We start from the raw sequence: 18592 nt of genomic DNA on the forward strand, positions 1-18592 counted from the left end.
ATATTTATGAGATATCAACCTATAAATTCAGATTTATTTATAAAAAACCGCAAAAACTTTATGGCGCAAATGAAGCCCAATAGTTTAGCGGTTTTCAATTCTAATGACACTTATCCAATTGGTGCCGATAGTACCATTCCTTTTCAACAAGACCGAAATATTTATTACCTCAGCGGGGTAGATCAAGAAGAAAGTATTTTGGTGTTGTTCCCTGATGCTCCCCATGAAAAGCATAAGGAAATCCTTTTCTTGACCGAAACCAATGAACACATTGCAGTTTGGGAAGGGGAAAAGCTTACTAAAGAGAAAGCCTTGGAAACCTCTGGGGTGAAAACCGTGTATTGGTTAAAAGATTTTCATAAGATTCTTCATGAATTAATGGCACAAAGTGAAACCGTATACATCAATACCAATGAACATTATCGTGCCAATGTAGAAACCGAAACCCGCGAGGCGCGTTTCAATAAGTGGTTGCGAGACAATTATCCAGCACATTCTGTAGCCAAAAGTAATCCTATTTTACAGCGTTTACGTTCCGTAAAAGATCAGCTGGAATTAGACGTGATGCAGCAAGCATGCAACATCACCGAAAAAGGCTTCAGAAGAATTTTGAGTTTTGTAAAACCTGGCGTTTGGGAATATGAAATTGAAGCAGAATTTATGCACGAATTCTTGCGTAACCGTTCTAAAGGGTTTGCCTATACGCCGATTGTAGCTTCCGGGCAAAATGCGAATGTGCTTCATTATATTGAAAACAAGGCACAATGTAAAGAAGGCGAATTAATATTATTGGATGTGGGAGCTGAGTATGCGAATTACGCCAGTGATATGTCGAGAACCATTCCGGTGAGCGGAAAGTTCAGTAAGCGTCAGAAAGAAGTTTACAATAAAATTAATCAAATCAAAAAAGATGCAACGAAGATGTTGGTGCCGGGAACCGATTGGGCCGAGTATCACAAGGAAGTAGGGAAGATGGCCACTTCAGCATTTTTAGATTTAGGAATCTTAGATAAAGCCGACGTTCAAAACGAGAACCCGGACTGGCCTGCCTATAAAAAATACTTTATGCACGGTACTTCTCATAACATTGGTTTAGATACCCACGATTATGGATTGTTGCACGAACCTATGCAAGCCAATATGGTATTTACCGTAGAACCGGGCGTTTATTTACCAGAGGAAGGCTTCGGGATTCGTTTAGAAGATGATGTCGTGATTCAGGAAAAAGGAGAACCTTTCAACCTGATGCGTAATATCCCTATTGAAGCTGATGAAATTGAAGACTTGATGAATAGCTAGGTTTATGCTGTTTTGCTGAACCTGTACATCCGGCAGGCGGACTTCTTTCAGCTATCTCATCTGATATTTGATAAATGTCACGTTGTGTTTTTCCAAGCGTGATGTTAGTTTAAATTTATATAGACCTCACAGGTTTTAAAACTTGTGAGGTCTTTTTTTATATGAAAATTCTAATTTTATTGAAAAGCTGTTTATCTTGATCAAGATTATCTGTATGGAATTTTGAAAAGACATTTCGACTCCAGTCAATGTGACAATTCAAGGTGACGTACTTCTGTAGATGTTTTTACTTTACGTTAAACAAGTGAGATGCTCAAAAAATTAAAAGAATTGGGTCCCGGTATTTTGGTCGCAGCAGCCTTTATAGGTCCGGGAACGGTAACCACGGCCACCATCGCCGGTGCAAAAACAGGATATACCTTGCTTTGGGCAATTTTATTTTCTGTGATTGCTACCACTTTTCTTCAAGAAATGTCGGTAAGGCTTGGAGTGATCGCTAAGCTGGGGGTTGGGGAGGCGCTTCGCAAGAAGACCCAAGGTTCTTTTTGGCGAATTCCAGTGATTGTTTTAGTGATTTCTGCCATATTAATTGGGAATGCAGCTTACGAAGCGGGAAATATTACCGGAGCTGTTCTTGGTTTTAAAGTTTCAGAAGTAGCGGGTATTAATCCGCTTATTGTTGGGGTGGTAGTGTTAGCTTTTCTTTTACTTTTTTCAGGAAAATACAAGCTTATCGAAAAGTCTATTTTAGGCTTAGTAGGAGTGATGGGGCTTGTGTTTTTAGTTACTGCTATCATATTAAATCCAGATTGGTCGCAGGTGTTGAGGGGGTTGTTTTTACCCAGTGTTTCTGAAGATAATACCTTGTTAGTGGTTGGGATTATTGGGACAACGGTGGTTCCTTATAATTTATTCTTGCATGCTTCTACCGCCAAAGAGAAATGGAAAAACTCGAAATCTTTAAAAGTAGCTCGTTTAGATACTGTCTTATCGATAGTTTTAGGCGGGATCATCACTATGGCAATTCTTGTAGTCTCGGCAGTAGCTTTTGAAGGGAAATCAAAAGAAATTCAGGATATTAGCGATTTGTCATTTCAGTTGAAACCTTTACTGGGAAGTTGGTCTTCATCTTTTGTATCATTCGGTTTTTTGGCGGCAGGAATTTCTTCAGCAATTACCGCTCCGCTAGCAGCAGCTTTTGCTACGGCAGAAATTTTGGGATGGCATTCGACCTTGAGCAGTAAAAAATTTAAATTGATTTGGATAAGTGTATTGGTGTTGGGGCTTGTTTTTGCTTCTCTGGGTTATCGACCAACACAGCTTATTTTATTCTCTCAAGTTGCCAATGGAATTTTACTGCCTGTCATTGCTGCTTTTTTATTATGGATAGTGAACGACCGAGAACTCCTTAAAACCCATAAAAACAATTTTTGGTTGAATATTTTGAGTGGGATCGTGATTTTGATTTGTGTGCTGTTAGGGTTGAAAAGTATTTTTTCAGCTTTCAGCATACATGTGTTTTAAATTAAAAAAGCCTAACCTCTTTAAAAGACATTAGGCTTTATAAAAGTCTTAATGAATAAAGCGTTTAGTTTTTCAGCGACTTCATATCAATAACAAAACGGTACTTAACATCAGATTTGGTGACGCGCTCAAAAGCTTTGTTGATGTTTTGCATATCAATCATTTCAATATCAGAAACGATATTGTGCTCGCCACAAAAATCTAACATTTCTTGAGTTTCGGGTATTCCGCCAATCACAGATCCGGCAACAGTTCTTCTTTTTCCTATTAATAATCCCCCGTGCATTTCTTCTAGTGGCTCAATAGCTCCAACCAACACCATGGTGGCATCTCTTTTTAAAAGATTGAGGTAAGGGTTAAGGTCGTGTTTTACAGGAACTGTATTCAATAAGAAGTCAAAAGAAGCTGCGTGCGCTTTCATCTGTTCTTTATCTTTTGAAATAAGCACTTCGTGGGCTCCTAATTTTTTAGCATCTTCACTTTTGTCGGGGGAAGTGGTAATCATCACTACTTTTGCTCCTAAAGCAGCAGCAAACTTTACGCCCATATGACCTAAACCTCCTAAACCAATGACGCCAACTTTATCTCCTTCTTTTACTTTCCAATGGCGAAGTGGAGACCATGTGGTAATCCCTGCACATAATAATGGAGCTGCTCCTTTCGCATCAATATTTTCCGGTACTTTAAGTACAAATTCTTCACGAACCACTACACTTTCAGAATAACCTCCAAAAGTATGTCCGCCTAAATGCTCATCTTTACCATTGTACGTGCCCACCATTCCGTTTTCACAATATTGCTCTAAACCTTCTTTGCAAGAATCACATTCTTGGCAAGAGTCTACCATACAGCCTACGCCTACTAAATCACCTTCTTTAAATTTACTTACGCTGTCTCCGGCTTCTACTACACGTCCAATAATTTCGTGCCCAGGCACTACTGGATATTTGGAGTTTCCCCAATCGTTTCGTACTTGGTGAATATCACTGTGGCAAACCCCACAATACAAAATATCAATTTTTACATCGTTGGGTAAAACTTCTCTACGTTGAATAGCTAATTGTTCTAAATCGGCATCATTAGCTTTTGCGCCGTATGCTTTTATTTCTACTTGGCTCATATTATAAATTTTGTCTTGAAATTAATGGATTTGTGGCTTCTTAAAAAATTTATGAAGATGGTTTAACCTTTTTTAACGCACTATATTGATGTAGGTTAGTATTTTTAAAAAAACTACTAGATGAAAAAAATAGCGATTGTTACTGGAGCCAATACCGGTTTGGGGTTAGAAACTACGAAAGCTTTTGTAAAAGAAAGTATGGAGGTGGTGATGGCGTGTAGAGATTTAAGCAAAGCAGAAGAGGCAAAAACTGAAATTTTAAAAGAGTACCCCAATGCTCAACTGAGAATTTTACAATTGGATTTGGCAAGTCTTGATTCGGTGCGGGATTTTGCGAAAGCATTTAAAGCCCAATATGAGCAGTTAGCTATTTTAGTGAATAATGCAGGGTTGATGATTCCACCATATGGAACTACAGAAGATGGTTTTGAATTGCAATTCGGAATTAATTATTTAGGTCATTTTCTACTTACGGGTTTACTCTTAGAGCAGTTAAAAAAGTCTGTAAATGGTGCTCGAATAGTAAGCTTAAGTAGTTTGGCACATCAATGGGGTGATATTTATTTTGAGGACCTTCAATTTGAAAAAAAATACGATAAGCAAAAAGCTTACGGGCAAAGTAAATTAGCTTGTCTCATGTTTGCTTATGAATTAGACAGAAGGTTAAAAGCACATCAGCTTTCTATAAAGTCTGTCGCAGCACATCCCGGACTTTCCAGAACTAATTTATTTCGGCATTTAACAGGCGTGATGAAATTACTAACTCCTTTTGTTTATCCGTTTACGCAATCTGCTAAAAGTGGAGCACAACCTCAAATTAAAGCGGCTTTAGATAAAAGTTTATCCGGAGGGGAATATCTAGGGCCTTCAGGGTTTCAGGAATATTCAGGAAAACCAAAAGTGGTCGGTTCTAGTTCCATTTCAAAAGATAAGAAGAAAGCAGAACGCCTTTGGAAGGTTTCGGAAGAACTATGTGGTTACAACTATCTATAAAAACGAAAAGCCGGCAAATAGCCGGCTTTTCTCGTTCAAATTAAATAACCTCCTTACTCACACAAACTTAAAAAAGGTTAACAGCAACTTGAATTGCACCGTATTCCTGTAACGGATTCCAAGAGGCGGTTGCCGAAACAGGTAATGTATAGTCTAAAATTTCTAAATTTCGATTATATATCACCCCCACATTATTGATGTTGGAATGATCGCCATAAAAGTTAGCCTCGCTTAAGAAAGAAAATGCTCCACCTACAAAGCCGGCAAGCGACCAGTTTTCTTTATCTAAAAAAATGTAACTCGCTTCTACATAATTTGTAAATGCATTTTTTAATTCGCCATTATCGTCTACATAAGTGTCTCTACCTTGTACGATAGTTGCCCAAGAGACTTTCAGTGGGATTTTTTGAAACTGATAGGCCAAACTTACATCAATAAAGTGTGAGGTTTCTGCTCTATCGTAATTGAAAAAACCAACATCTGGATAATCACTATTGTTATTAATATCCCAAATGGCCAGTGTAAAGCCTTTATGCATAAAACTTACATAATAATCGTATTCGGTATATTCTCCATTAAAAGATCTGCCTCCCCAAAGTCCGGCTTTAAAGAAACCGTTTTTTGAAGTGTAGTTAATGTCTGCTGCTGTTACTGGAGAATCAGAAACGTGATAACCTCTCCATAAATGCATGTTTTTCACTTGTAGGTTAAAATGAAACAGTTTTTCTTCGTCTTCCTTCTTCTCTTCGTTTCGCTCTTCGATAATATTGTCTTGATCTTGCGAGAATACCGATTGAATGAGGAAGATCCCGAAGAAAAAAAATATATATTTTAATGATTTCATGAGTTTTTATTTACCTAAGGTTAAAAATAATACTGCGGCTAAAACGGCTCCGATAATTGGAGCTACCACAGGAATCCAAGCATAACTCCAACCGCTATCAATTTTCCCTTTTATAGGTAAGATTGCATGAACGATTCGAGGTCCTAAATCACGTGCGGGATTAATGGCATAACCGGTGGTTCCTCCCAATGAAAGCCCAATGGCCCAAACAATAAATGAAACGGGAATGGCACCTATGGCTCCTAAGCCTACTTTTGTGGTGGTTCCTACTTCGGTTTCAAAAGAAGCTTCTGCAAAGTAGAACACGCAGATAATAAGTACAAAGGTTCCTAAAACTTCACTTATTATATTTCTAAAAGTGTTGGGGATTACCGGAGCGGTACAAAATACCGCTCGTTTGGCTCCGCCATCTTCGGTGGCGTCAAAATGATCTTTATACATTAGATAAACCAAAGATGCTCCCAACATGGCTCCTATAAATTCTCCGGCGATATAGGTAGGTGCATCTTCCCAAGGAAATAAACCACCTACGGCTAAGCCAATGGTTACTGCCGGATTAAGATGAGCGCCACTGTAAGGTCCGGCCACGACCACACCTGCAAAAACAGCGAGAGCCCAACCTGTGGTAATTACAATCCAATCGCTACCTTGACCTATGGTTTTGTTTAAATTGACATTGGCCACTACGCCACCACCTAATAAAATTAATAAAGCTGTTCCTATAATTTCTGCTATAAATGGTGTCATGTCTTATTCGTTTTCTATGGTGTTATTGCTCCAATGTTGTAAAGCTTCAATAGCTCGATACCAACCTTTTATTTCTTGTTTTACATGGTCTTGGTCTTGGGTAGGCTGAAATTTCACGTCTTCTTCCCAAGTGGCTTGAATTTCATCGGTGTCTTTCCAATACCCAACTGCTAAACCTGCTAAATAAGCTGCTCCTAATGCAGTGGTTTCGGTGACTTTGGGCCTAATGGTAGTAGTGTTTAAAACATCCGATTGAAATTGCATCAGCATATCGTTTACAGAAGCACCTCCGTCTACCCGAAGCTCTTTAATGTCAATTTTAGAATCTGCTTTCATAGATTTTAAGATGTCCATGGTTTGGTAAGCAATTGCTTCTAAAGAAGCTCTAGCGATATGTGCATCTGTAGTTCCTCTGGTAATTCCGAAAATTGTTCCTTTGGCATCTTGGTTCCAATAAGGAGCACCAAGACCTGCAAAAGCGGGAATAAAATAAACCCCTTCTGAACTTTCTACTGAACTGGCTAAATTTTCTACTTGTGAAGATTTATTAATAATTCCTAGCCCATCACGTAGCCATTGTACGACAGCTCCGCCAATAAAAATACTACCTTCTAAGCAGTATTCGGTTTTACCATTAATTCTCCAAGCTACGGAAGTAAGTAAGTTGTTCTTGGAGATAATAGGTTTATCACCAATATTCATTAGCATAAAGCAACCTGTACCATAGGTACTTTTTACCATTCCTTTTTTGGTACACATTTGTCCGAAAAGTGCAGCCATTTGGTCTCCGGCAATACCGGCAATAGGTACTTTAGATGCAAAGATGGTAGTTTTGGTATGTCCATAGACTTCACTGGAATCTTTGACCTCCGGTAGCATACTTTTAGGGATATCGAAAAGCTCTAAAAGCTCATCGTCCCAATCCATTGTGTTGATGTTGAACAATAATGTTCTAGAGGCATTGGTAACATCGGTTACATGAAGTTCACCTTTGGTGAAGTTCCAAATTAACCAAGTATCTATGGTTCCTAGTAAAAGATCTCCTGCTTCTGCTTTTTCGCGTGCTCCTTCTACATTATCTAATATCCATTTTACTTTTGTACCGGAAAAATAGGAGTCGATTACCAATCCGGTTTTTTCTTGAATCATCTTGGCTTTGCCGCTTTCTTTCAGCTCGGTACAATATTTTGCTGTTCTTTTGTCTTGCCAAACGATGGCGTTATAAATAGCTTTACCGGTATTTTTATCCCAAACTACAACGGTTTCGCGTTGATTCGTAATGCCGATAGCTTCAAGGTTTTTTCCATTTAAACCCTTTTTGGTGGTAGCTTCTGCTGCAACTCCCGCTTGGGTTGCCCAAATTTCTGCCGGATCGTGTTCTACCCATCCGGGTTTTGGGAAATATTGCGTAAATTCTTTTTGCGCTACAGAGTAGATTTCGCCTTTTTTGTTAAATAAGATAGCTCTAGAACTTGTAGTTCCTTGGTCTATCGCAAGAATATATTTATCCATAAAATTTAAGATTTAGGTAAAACTGCTCTCTGAATGCTCGAGCTAAGAGATCAGTTTTAGGTTTTATTTATTAGAATTATAAGTTGGTTAAATCGTATAGTGTTTGGCCATTTTGTTAAATGCTTCTAGTTGGTTTTTTTTCCAATTTTCATCTTTATCAAGCTCTTGGGCAAGAATTTCAGCAACTATGGGAGCACTTTCTATGGCGGCTTTTGCATTTAAGAACAATGCTCTAACCCTTCTCGATAAAACATCATCAATAGTTCTTGCCATTTCGTGTCTTACTGCCCATATCACTTCTGCTTTGGTAAAGGGTAAACGAGGGTTTAATTTTTCAGCAAGATGGGGTTCTTTCTGCATTAAACTTTCTATTTTTTCTTTGTCACTTCCATAGATGTAAAGATGGTTGTCAAGATTGGTCATGGGTTCTGCCCCGTGTAAAGCAAAGTTTGCTGTTTTACATTCTTTCTTAGGGAGTTTACCGATGTTAATAATTTTATTGATGGTGTCTTGCGCCATTCTTCTAAAGGTGGTCCACTTTCCACCGGTAATGGTAACCAATCCGGTTTTGGAAACAATAATTTTATGACTTCTAGAGATTTCTTTACTTTTTTCTGAATTATCTTTTGGTGCAGCCAATGGTCTTAAACCGGCATAGATACTTAGTACATCGTCTCTTGTGGCTTGTTTTTCAATATATTTATTGAAGGTTTTTAAGATGAATTCTATTTCTTGTTCTTGGGCTTGGGGTTCTAAACTATGTTCATCTAACATCGTATCGGTGGTACCCACAATTACTTTATCGTGCCACGGAACAGCAAAAAGCACCCGGCCATCATCGGTTTTGGGGATCATAATTGCATCGTCTCCTGGAAGAAAAGATTTATCGAACACCAAATGCACCCCTTGACTTGGTCTCACCATTTTACGGGCTTCAGGGTTATCCATTTGTATAATTTCATCGGTGAAGATTCCGGTAGCGTTAACTACTGATTTCCCTTTAAAGGTGTAATCGATGTTGGTTTCGGTATCTGTTGCTTTAACTCCTGAAATATTTCCTTTTTCATCTTTTTCAAGACCGTTTACTTTAAAATAGTTAAGTAAGGTAGCTCCTTCTTCAATACAAGATTGGGCTACATTAATCGCGAGCCGGGAATCATCAAATTGCCCATCTTTGTAAACTACTCCGCCTTTTAATTTTTCTTGTTTTAATGTAGAGAGTCTACTTACGGTTTCTTTCGTTTTAATGTGTTTGGATTTTCCTAAGCTTAATTTTCCGGCTAAGAAATCATAAACTTTTAAACCAATGGTATAATACATTCCTTCCCACCACTTATAGTTGGGGATAATAAAACTTTGATTTTTAACTAGATGAGGTGCGTTTTTAGCCAGTAAGCCTCTTTCGTGAAGCGCCTCTTTTACTAAATCAATATTACCTTGCGCTAAATATCGTACTCCTCCATGTACAAGCTTTGTACTTCTGCTGGAAGTTCCTTTGGCATAATCTGCCATTTCCAGCAATAGGGTTTTATATCCGCGGGTGACGCTATCTAACGCGGTGCCTAGACCTGTTGCTCCGCCTCCTATAATGATTACATCCCATTCTTCATTGGGGTTTATTTTGTTTAGAATAGCTTCTCTAGAATATATATTTTGGTTGCTCATCTTTTTGTTAAATTACGAATGCAACTCAAAAATAATAAAAATATCACAAAACGAAAGAAAAAGAAGCTAAAATATTGTGAAAATTGCAATTTTGAACAAAAATGAAAGTTTATTTGTTTCAGAATATTTCATTTTAAATGAATTGAATTTATTTAAGAGATCGGAAGTAGTACCTAAATTGAAGTTCTATTTTTATATTTGCCTTTATAAATTGAATATTTATGAAAAGACATCAGGAAATATTGAAAATTCTTCAAAAAGATAAATATGTCGAAGTTTCCGATTTATGCGAAAAACTTGATGTTTCTGCAGTAACCATTCGAAAAGATTTAAAACTTTTAGAAGATAAAGGGCTTTTATTTAGGACTCATGGAGGAGCGTCCCTTGAGAATCCATATATGAAAGACCGACCTGTCAATGAGAAAGAAAAGATTTCTATCGATGAGAAAAATCATATCGCAATTGCTGCGGCAAAACTGATTTCTGAGAATGATTCTTTTATGATTGCGTCGGGAACTACTGTACAAGCATTAGCAAGAGCTATTAATGTTCCGGGAAAGCTAAATATTATTACCTCTTCTTTAAATGTTGCCGTAGAACTTTTGAAAAATAAGGATTATGAAGTAATTCAGTTAGGTGGAAATGTTCGCCATAGTTCTTCATCGGTTATCGGGCATTATGCGAATTATATTTTAGACGATATTTCTTGTAATCAATTATTTATTGGAGTGGATGGTATTGACCTGGATTATGGTTGTACAACGACTAGTCTGGAAGAGGCTAACCTAAACCAAAAAATGATCCAATCAGCTCAAAAAACAATAGTGTTGGCCGATTCTTCTAAATTCGGAAAGAAAAGTTTTGGTAAAATATGTGGGTTAGATTGTGTGCATCATATTATTACGGATAGTGGGATTTCTTCTAAAGTAGCTGATGGTATTAAAGCAATGGGAATAAAGCTTACCGTGGTTTAAAAATTCTGTTGGTTTCACTCAAAACTATTTTGGGTAGATTATTCAACACGCTCATCGAATTTATCGTTAATAAGAATAGCGCATATATTGAATGAGCCTTCGTCTTGTTTATCGCTATAAAACGATCGGCTTTCAAAAATCCTAATCTCATTCGGCTAAAGCCCGTATCTTCTAATAACTTCCTCTTTGTTTTTTACTGGCAAAGTTGAAGGTTCTTCTTTTTCTAGTTGCTGAAAGTACTTTATGGCTTGGTGTTGTATTTACAGGGGCTTTGTTACCTATAAATACATGATTTCTTTTTGCAATTGCTAAAAAAACTCTTCTCAAAGTTCGGCTAGGGCAACATTTAAAAAGTTAAGGAATTCTTAATGTTAAAAGCTGTTTTGCTGCGCTAAAATATAACGTAAAAGTAAAACTATTTCTTTCAGAGTTACAAAAATATCCATTTTTAAAATTTTGGAAATCAAATTTTTATAGTGATCCTTTAACTATTATTACTGCTTATCGTTCTATATAGTCATTTTATCGAAATAACCTTGCATGTCATCTGCGTTTGATGCTATATTTGCACTTTATCGATGAATTTAGTATCTTAATCGAGTAAGAGAAAAAGTTGTTGTTACTATGAAAAAGACATATATGATAAAATTTTTACTTCCATTGATATTGAGTTTAGCTAGTGTAGTTGGGTATGGGCAAGCTATAAGTATTCCTCAACTTAACGATACACCGGAAAGTTTAGTAGGTACTTTATTAAATAATGCTTGTGTAGAGGTTGCTAATATTGACCTCTCTTCTCAGCAATCTGTAGCCTACTTTAATAATAATGGAGGAAACTTCCCTATTGAAGAAGGTGTTGTTATTAGAACAGGTGATGTCTCTTTAACACAAGGTAGTTATACAGGGGAAGGTTTAAGCAGTCAAATTAATAATTTTAGTGATAGTACGTTGGAAGAAATTAATGAAGGTTCTGGTCAGTCTTCGGAATTAACGGATGTTGCTTTTCTTGAATTTGAATTCGTTCCGCTTTCCAGTAATTTTAATTTTGAATTTTTGTTTGCTTCTAATGAGTATGGAGAATGGCAATGTGTTTCTAGTGATGTATTTGCTTTTTTATTAACCAATTTAGAAACTGGTGAAACTGAAAATATAGCAGTTATTCCTGGAACGAATACTCCGGTATCTGTTAGAAACATTAAAAATAATGCTTATAACCCATCTTGTCCGTCAGATAATGCTAGTCTTTTTCAAGCTTATAATGTAGGAAATGAAGAAAATTCTACGCTTAATATGCGTGGATACACAAAAGTGATGAATACTTCTTCTACGATCATTCCGGGCATTCCTTATAAAATTAGATTGGTTATTGCCGATTCTAATGATTCTGATTTTGATTCTGCAATATTTTTAGCAGCAGGAAGTTTTGATGCAAACCTAGATTTAGGAGAAGATATATCAATGTGTGGTGGAGATAGTTATACCCTTACTACCGATTTGGATGCTAACGATTATAACCATAGCTGGACTTATAACGGAAGTGTAATTCCCGGTTTAAATGGAAACTCTATTAATGCTACTGAAACAGGTACGTATGGTGTATTAATTACCAAAGAAGGTACTAGCTGCTCAATTACCGATGAAGTTGTCATTACAGAATTAAATTATACCACTCCACAAACGTTAGAAACTTGTTATACAGGAGAAGAAAGCTATACGTTTAATTTAACTTTTAACGATGCTGAAACTTTAGCATTAAATAATGAAGATTACGAAGTACATTATTTTGCTACAGAACAAGATGCTAATAATTTACAAGCTATCCCTGCTTCAGAAATTGAAAATTATTTAAGTCCGGGAGATGAGACTATTTATATTCGTTTCTATAATACGGTTACTGGAACTTACTGTGATATTACAGATAGTTTTGAATTAATGGTTAATGAGCCTTTAAATATAGCTGAAGCTCCTGCACCCGTTCATGTTTGTACTACTGAAGGGGAAAACCCGTCGGTGAATTTACAACAAGTCAATTCATCTATTGTTAGTGCTGAAGAAATTTCAAATTTCAATTTTGAATATTATAATTCTGAAGCTGATGCAATCGCGGGCGAGAATGCTCTTACTAATAACTACGAAATTTCATACGAATTAGGATTTGAAACTATTTGGGTAAAGGTATTGCCTGCTGAAAACCCAGATTGTTTTGAGATAGTAAGTGTCGATTTTATATTACACGATCTTCCTCCTGTTTCAGAATTGGAAGATGTACTTGAATGTGAATCTTATATTTTACCGGAAATAGAGTACGGTAATTATTACGATTTACCTGGCGGACAAGGAAATCAGCTTCCCGAAGGTTACGAAGTAACACAATCTGGTAGAATTTATATTTTTAACGGTCCAGATGAATATGGGTGTACTAACCAGAGTAGTTTTAAAGTTACTTTGGTGAAAAATTATTCTGTGAGTTTAACACATTGTGATTCATTTAGAGTGCCAAATCCACCTGCAGGAGAATTTTATACTGCTCAAGGAGGACCCAATGGAGATGGAGAAATAATACCTACCGGAAGTTATATTTATGAGAACCAAACTATTTGGTTTTATGCAGAAGTGAATGGCGAGTTTTGTAAAGAAGAACCTTATGATATAGAAATTCTTCCATTGCCACCGGTTGATGAACCTGCCAATGTGGTTACTTGTGGGAATTATACCTTGCCTACTCTAACTAACGGAAATTATTTTACAGTTTCTGGAGGTGGAGGTCAGCAATTGGCTGGCGGGCAAAATGTTACACAAACCACAACATTTTTTGTTTACAATGATGACGGTACTTGTGATAACGAACATGAATTTACAGTAACTATTGTCCCGGATTTTGAAGATCAAGTGGCATGTGGAGGCTATGAATTACCACAATTACCAATAGGTGGGTTTTATACTCAAGCAGAAGGACAAGGTACACAAATACCTGATGGTACATATATAGAAGAAAGTCAAACTATTTTCTACTATGCAGAAACTACTACCTTACCTAATTGTACAAGCAATACGTCTTTTTATATTCAAGTAAAGCCAATTCCCCCGGTAGATTCTTTAGAAGGTGTCGTTTTATGTGAAGGTGAAACTTATGTACTTCCTGCTGTTACAAATGGTCAATTTTTTACCCAAAGTAATAGAGGGGGTACCATGCTTCAAGCTGGTGATGTAATTTCTTCTTCTCAAACTATTTACATTAACAATGAAGATAATGGTTGTACTAATGAAACTTCATTTGAAGTAGAGATTAGACCATTGCCTGAAGTAGAGAATTTTACAGATATTTATACTTGTGATGGCTATGCACTTTCAGCAATAGAAAACGGTACATACTATACTGGATCTTTAATGCAAGGAGAACAATTATTTGCTGGAGATATTATAGATGAAACACAAACCATTTATATTTATAATGAGTATGATGACCTTCAGGGTTGTTATAACGAAGATTCTTTTACCGTATTTGTGGAAGGAATACAACTAGGAGAAGTAGAAGATGTTTATGTATGTGAATCTTATACCTTACCTCCTTTAGTAGAAGGGAATTATTATACCGAAACTGGGGGTGAAGGAAATCTTCTTCTTCCTGGACAACAAATTGTTGATAGTAAGGAAATTTTTATTTATGCAAAAAATGGTTCTCGTTTTATCTGCGAATCAGAAATAAGTTTTAATGTATACGTAGCTCAACCAGATTTAGAGAATTATCAGGATATTGAAAGCTGTGGGAACTATTCGCTAGAAGAAATTGTTAATCAAGAAGGTTTCAGTTTAGGATACTATTGGCAAGATGGAGCACAAAATCCTCTAACAGAAGAAGAATATACATTTGACGAGCCCGGTACATATACCGTTTATGTTTATGCTGAATCTGAAGTAAATCCTGATTGTTTTGATGAAAAATCTATAGATATTACTATTTATGAAAGACCACAATTATACATAGAAGGAGGGACCATTTGTAGGGATATTTCAACAGGCGAAGTCATTTCTCCTTTTTATTTAATTTCAGGATTAGATCCTGCCGAGTTTGAAGTAAATTGGTATTTAAACAATCAATTACTACATACAGGTTCAGAATATGAAGCGGTAGAGGCCGGTGAATATTATGTTGAAGTAGAGAAAGTTAATCCAGAAGTAGGCTCAGACTGTAATTATTTACCTACTAAGGTAACTGTTTTAGAATCTGCAAAACCTATTGTAAGAGCAAAAGTTACAGAGCCTTTTGAAGATGTTGCCAATATTGCGGTAGAAATTGTAAAAGGTTATGGAGAATACGAGTATCAATTAGATGGAGGAGGGTTTCAGTCAGATAGAGAGTTTTATGATGTTAAATCTGGCCCTCACCAAATTGTCGTTCGTGGTTTAAATGGTGAAGGTTGTGAAGTTACTGTATTAGAGGTAGATGTAATTAAATACCCTAAGTTTTTTACTCCTAACCAAGATGGCATCAATGATACGTGGAATATTCGTGACTTAGAACTAGATAGAAACGCTACTATAGCTATTTATAATAGGTTTGGTAAATTAATTACAAAGATAAAAACATCAGGTAAAGGTTGGGATGGTAGCTATAATGCCGCAAATATGCCTAGTAATGATTATTGGTTCTCTGTAGATTACACCTATCAAGGAGAAAAGAGAGAGTTTAAATCTCACTTTACTTTAAAAAGATAAACATAGAAATATAGTTTCTAATTTTAAGAAAAGCCCATTTAATCTTCAAATAGGATTTTGATCTCAATATATATGACCTAAAATAACAAGGGCTGGTTGAATATTCAACCAGCCCTTTGAACCAATAAAACTTATGAAATAAAATTACTTAACTTATTTAAATATCTATAAGTTTTATTTAAGATTTTAATTTTTTCGATGAATTGCAAATAAATATGGATAAGACTTAAATTTTGTGGTATAAGTAATGTTTTTGGGTTGTTTTTTTAACAATAATTTCCGTTTTATGTTAAATTTGTGCGTTAAAGTAAATTTAAGTATTTTAAGAGTTCTGGTCGTTTGTTTCTGCTTACAGGAACAATATCTTTTTCAATAAGTACACTATTGTCTTCAATATCTATTATACTTTTTACATTGATAATGTAAGATCTATGGATTCTCAAGAAAGTATCTGCAGGTAGTTTTTTTTCTATTTTTTTTAAAGTAGAATGAACGATATAATTTTTTTTTGCAGTTTTTATAGAAATATAATCTCCTTTTGCTTCAATAAGGTAAATACTCGGAATATCTATTTTTGTTAATCGCCTATCGATATTTACAAAAAGATCGTTTTCAGGATTTTTTAAGTGATGATTAGGGATTGAAATTGATTGAGCTTTATCTATAGCTTTATTAAACCTCTCTTGGGTAACAGGTTTTACTAAATAGTCAATAATACATTTGTATTCAAAAGCCTCAATGGCAAAATTCCTATCAGAAGTGGTTAAGATAATTTTTGGAGGTGATTTTAATGTTCTAATAAAATCAAAACCATTGAATTCCGGCATATGTATATCTAGAAAAATTAAATCTACTTGGTTTTGGTTCAAGTATTTTATGGCTTGAATAGCATTGGTGAATTTTTCTTTAATATTTACCAATGCATTTTTTGAAGCAAGTTTTTCTATAATTAACCTTGCTGTTTCTTCGTCATCAACAATTATACAGTTCATAGCCAATTATTATTTTAATTCATCTATAAAGTTTTGCATAGATTGTAAAACTTCTTCAAATTCATTTTTTTTAGAAAGTTCATTTTCTAGAAGTTCATTTTCATAATTTTCAGCCAAATAGTAGCTAGCTTCCAATCCCAAAATACTGATCTTGTGTTTAAGCTTATGAACGTCTTCTGCCGTTAACTTATAATTTTTCTCTTCTAAGTGCTTGAAGTATCTTGCTTTTTCCTCAGGAAATTCTTTTTTAATAATAGAGATAAGTTTTTCTTCAAATACGGGGTCTCTTCCTGAAAGTTGGTGGATATAAGAAAGGTTGGGTTGCTCTTTCATAAAATAGTATTATTTAGCCTTTAAGTTAGGGGTTCATTTAAAGCTGGAAATGATAGAATGTTTGTGGTTAGCCTTTTATAAGTTCGTTTACACTCCAATATTCCAATAAATAAGTTAGCTTTTTTACGTAATCTTCATATTTGAGAGGCTTCACCATGTATCCTGCCACTCCTGCTTTGTAACATTCCAGAATATCTTTTTGGTTAGAAGATGTAGTAAGAATAATCGTAGGAAGGTATCTTAATACTTCGTCATTTCTGAGTATATTTAAAAACTCAACCCCATTCATTTTGGGCATGTTTAGATCAAGTAAAATAATATCGGGATAAGCATTTTCACTTTTTAAGTAATCAAGGGCTTCTTCACCGTTACCAACCTCTATGACTTCGTGAGGCAATTTTAAGGATGATATTGTACGGTTCACTTTCATGACCTCGATCATATCATCTTCAATTAATAGAATTCTAAGTTTATGTTTCATATTCAAACTAATCAAATTACTAATATGATAAAAATATTCAGAACTTCAACTATAGTTTCGATATACGACAGATAACTATCGATAAAGGGTTTTTTTGATTCCTTTTAATAAAAAGCCGGCCTGCATAAAGCAAGGCCGACTTAACGTGGGGTAATTAACATTTGAAAATCAAAAAAAAACTAACCATTATGAAAAAATTACTTGCCCATTTCTAAAGTAGGCGAAACTACCTCCACGTTTTCATTTTTATCCTTTCTATAAACCCAAGCTATTTCAGCTAATTGAAATACAATCTTTACAGAATCCTTCATCGATAACTTAGATCCATCTGCATGTACCCATCTGTTTAAAGGTTGTTCGCAAATAAATGCTTGGGCCTTTTTGGTGCCAAAATGTTTCTTCATTCGCATAAAAATCTCCACATCAAAAAGCCATTTGGTCACAAATTTTTTCTGAAAAGCAACTTGAATAATCTCCCTATTCATAATTTTTGCACCACATTGGGTATCTTTAAAATCCATTCCTAAGATTTTTCTTATGATATAGTTGATGGAAAAACTAATGATCTTTCTAGCAGATTCTTTAGTGATGTTAGCACCCATTCTGCTGATTCTAGAACCGCTAACAATTTTAAAAGAAGAAGTCTCTATAGTACTTACCAAAGCATCAAAATCTTTTAAATTGGTAGAAAGGTCGGCGTCTAAAAAACCGATATAATCCAAGTATCTAAATTTTTCTAAGAAGAGCATCCCTTGTCTTACCGCTTCTGCTTTTCCTCCATTCTTAAAGCAATCGTAAACACTTATATATTCTTCCCTTCCTTTTTTAAGTTCTTGTAAAACTTCAAAGGTTCTATCTGTACTGCCATCGTTTACAAAACATAAATGATAACCGGAATGCTCTTCAACAAAGTTTAAAAACTCTTTGCTAAGCAAACGTTCTTCTTCATTATAACAAGGGATAACAACTCCTACACATCTTTTTTCTATAATTGTTTTAGATTGGGTTGTAGCTGGTTGATGATTAGTAGCAAAACCAATAAGTCTCTTGACTCTTGCACAAACCTCTTCTATACTCAATGGTTTTTTCATATAATCATCAATCCCCAATTCAAAAGCTTCCACAATTAAATCATCTTGTGTATTGCCAGATAAAACCATGATAGGAGTTTTATCACCTTTTTCTTGTTTTACAAATTTTACTATTTCCAACCCCGAAACTTCGGGCATATTCATATCTACAATCACCAAGTCGGGTAAAAAAGCTTCATACACAAATTTCGCTTTTTTGGCTTCCGTTAATATTTCAACTTCATAGCCTAACTCGGTAAGTTTCTTTTTTAATGGTAGTAACACCAACTGCTGATCGTCTATCGCTAGAATTTTCATATTA

General features: G+C 35.5%; 14 protein-coding genes. 5 read left to right on the forward strand and 9 right to left on the reverse strand.

Annotation, left to right across the window (positions count from 1 at the left end):
- Window positions 1-6: 6 nt before the first annotated feature.
- Window positions 7-1299, forward strand: coding sequence for an aminopeptidase P family protein (locus FVB9532_RS03955; protein WP_150543909.1), 1293 nt, complete (start codon window positions 7-9; stop codon window positions 1297-1299).
- A 309-nt stretch (window positions 1300-1608) separates the two neighbouring features.
- Window positions 1609-2823 carry an Nramp family divalent metal transporter gene (locus tag FVB9532_RS03960; protein ID WP_150543910.1) on the forward strand — a complete coding sequence of 405 codons (1215 nt, stop codon included), beginning with the start codon at window positions 1609-1611 and terminating at the stop codon, window positions 2821-2823.
- 64 nt (window positions 2824-2887) lie between these two features.
- Here the strand turns inward: FVB9532_RS03960 and FVB9532_RS03965 are convergent, their stop codons facing one another.
- A complete protein-coding gene (locus FVB9532_RS03965; protein ID WP_150543911.1) occupies window positions 2888-3943 on the reverse strand; it encodes an NAD(P)-dependent alcohol dehydrogenase in 1056 nt (351 codons plus the stop codon).
- A 120-nt stretch (window positions 3944-4063) separates the two neighbouring features.
- Here FVB9532_RS03965 and FVB9532_RS03970 point away from each other — a divergent pair, with 120 nt between their 5' ends.
- Entirely contained in the window at window positions 4064-4936 is an 873-nt protein-coding gene (locus FVB9532_RS03970) for an oxidoreductase (protein WP_150543912.1), read from the forward strand.
- Window positions 4937-5003: 67 nt separating this feature from the next.
- Here FVB9532_RS03970 and FVB9532_RS03975 read toward each other — a convergent pair whose 3' ends face one another.
- The 4 genes from FVB9532_RS03975 to FVB9532_RS03990 all read right to left on the reverse strand — a co-directional run bounded on the left by FVB9532_RS03975 (window position 5004) and on the right by FVB9532_RS03990 (window position 9704).
- Entirely contained in the window at window positions 5004-5780 is a 777-nt protein-coding gene (locus FVB9532_RS03975; protein ID WP_194716479.1) for a hypothetical protein, read from the reverse strand.
- Window positions 5781-5786: 6 nt separating this feature from the next.
- Window positions 5787-6527, reverse strand: coding sequence for an MIP/aquaporin family protein (locus tag FVB9532_RS03980; protein WP_150543913.1), 741 nt, complete (start codon window positions 6525-6527; stop codon window positions 5787-5789).
- Between the two features lie 3 nt (window positions 6528-6530).
- Window positions 6531-8039: a glycerol kinase GlpK gene (gene glpK / locus FVB9532_RS03985; RefSeq protein ID WP_150543914.1), complete on the reverse strand. Its 1509-nt coding sequence runs from the start codon at window positions 8037-8039 to the stop codon at window positions 6531-6533.
- 87 nt (window positions 8040-8126) lie between these two features.
- Window positions 8127-9704: a glycerol-3-phosphate dehydrogenase/oxidase gene (locus tag FVB9532_RS03990; RefSeq protein ID WP_150543915.1), complete on the reverse strand. Its 1578-nt coding sequence runs from the start codon at window positions 9702-9704 to the stop codon at window positions 8127-8129.
- A gap of 221 nt (window positions 9705-9925) precedes the next feature.
- On the opposite strand from FVB9532_RS03990, the gene FVB9532_RS03995 reads away from it, so the two are divergent.
- Complete coding sequence (locus FVB9532_RS03995) at window positions 9926-10678, forward strand: DeoR/GlpR family DNA-binding transcription regulator (RefSeq protein WP_150543916.1); 753 nt, start codon at window positions 9926-9928, stop codon at window positions 10676-10678.
- 624 nt (window positions 10679-11302) lie between these two features.
- Window positions 11303-15394 (forward strand): T9SS type B sorting domain-containing protein, encoded by a 4092-nt coding sequence (locus FVB9532_RS04000; RefSeq protein WP_150543917.1) that lies wholly within the window; start codon window positions 11303-11305, stop codon window positions 15392-15394.
- 302 nt (window positions 15395-15696) lie between these two features.
- Here the strand turns inward: FVB9532_RS04000 and FVB9532_RS04005 are convergent, their stop codons facing one another.
- The 4 genes from FVB9532_RS04005 to FVB9532_RS04020 all read right to left on the reverse strand — a co-directional run bounded on the left by FVB9532_RS04005 (window position 15697) and on the right by FVB9532_RS04020 (window position 18588).
- Window positions 15697-16386 (reverse strand): LytR/AlgR family response regulator transcription factor, encoded by a 690-nt coding sequence (locus FVB9532_RS04005; RefSeq protein WP_150543918.1) that lies wholly within the window; start codon window positions 16384-16386, stop codon window positions 15697-15699.
- Window positions 16387-16395: 9 nt separating this feature from the next.
- Complete coding sequence (locus tag FVB9532_RS04010; RefSeq protein WP_150543919.1) at window positions 16396-16719, reverse strand: Hpt domain-containing protein; 324 nt, start codon at window positions 16717-16719, stop codon at window positions 16396-16398.
- 67 nt (window positions 16720-16786) lie between these two features.
- Window positions 16787-17200 carry a response regulator gene (locus FVB9532_RS04015; protein ID WP_150543920.1) on the reverse strand — a complete coding sequence of 138 codons (414 nt, stop codon included), beginning with the start codon at window positions 17198-17200 and terminating at the stop codon, window positions 16787-16789.
- Between the two features lie 197 nt (window positions 17201-17397).
- Window positions 17398-18588, reverse strand: coding sequence for a response regulator (locus tag FVB9532_RS04020; RefSeq protein ID WP_150543921.1), 1191 nt, complete (start codon window positions 18586-18588; stop codon window positions 17398-17400).
- Window positions 18589-18592 lie beyond the last annotated feature (4 nt).

Source organism: Mesonia oceanica, from assembly GCF_902499555.1.
GTDB lineage: Bacteria > Bacteroidota > Bacteroidia > Flavobacteriales > Flavobacteriaceae > Mesonia > Mesonia oceanica.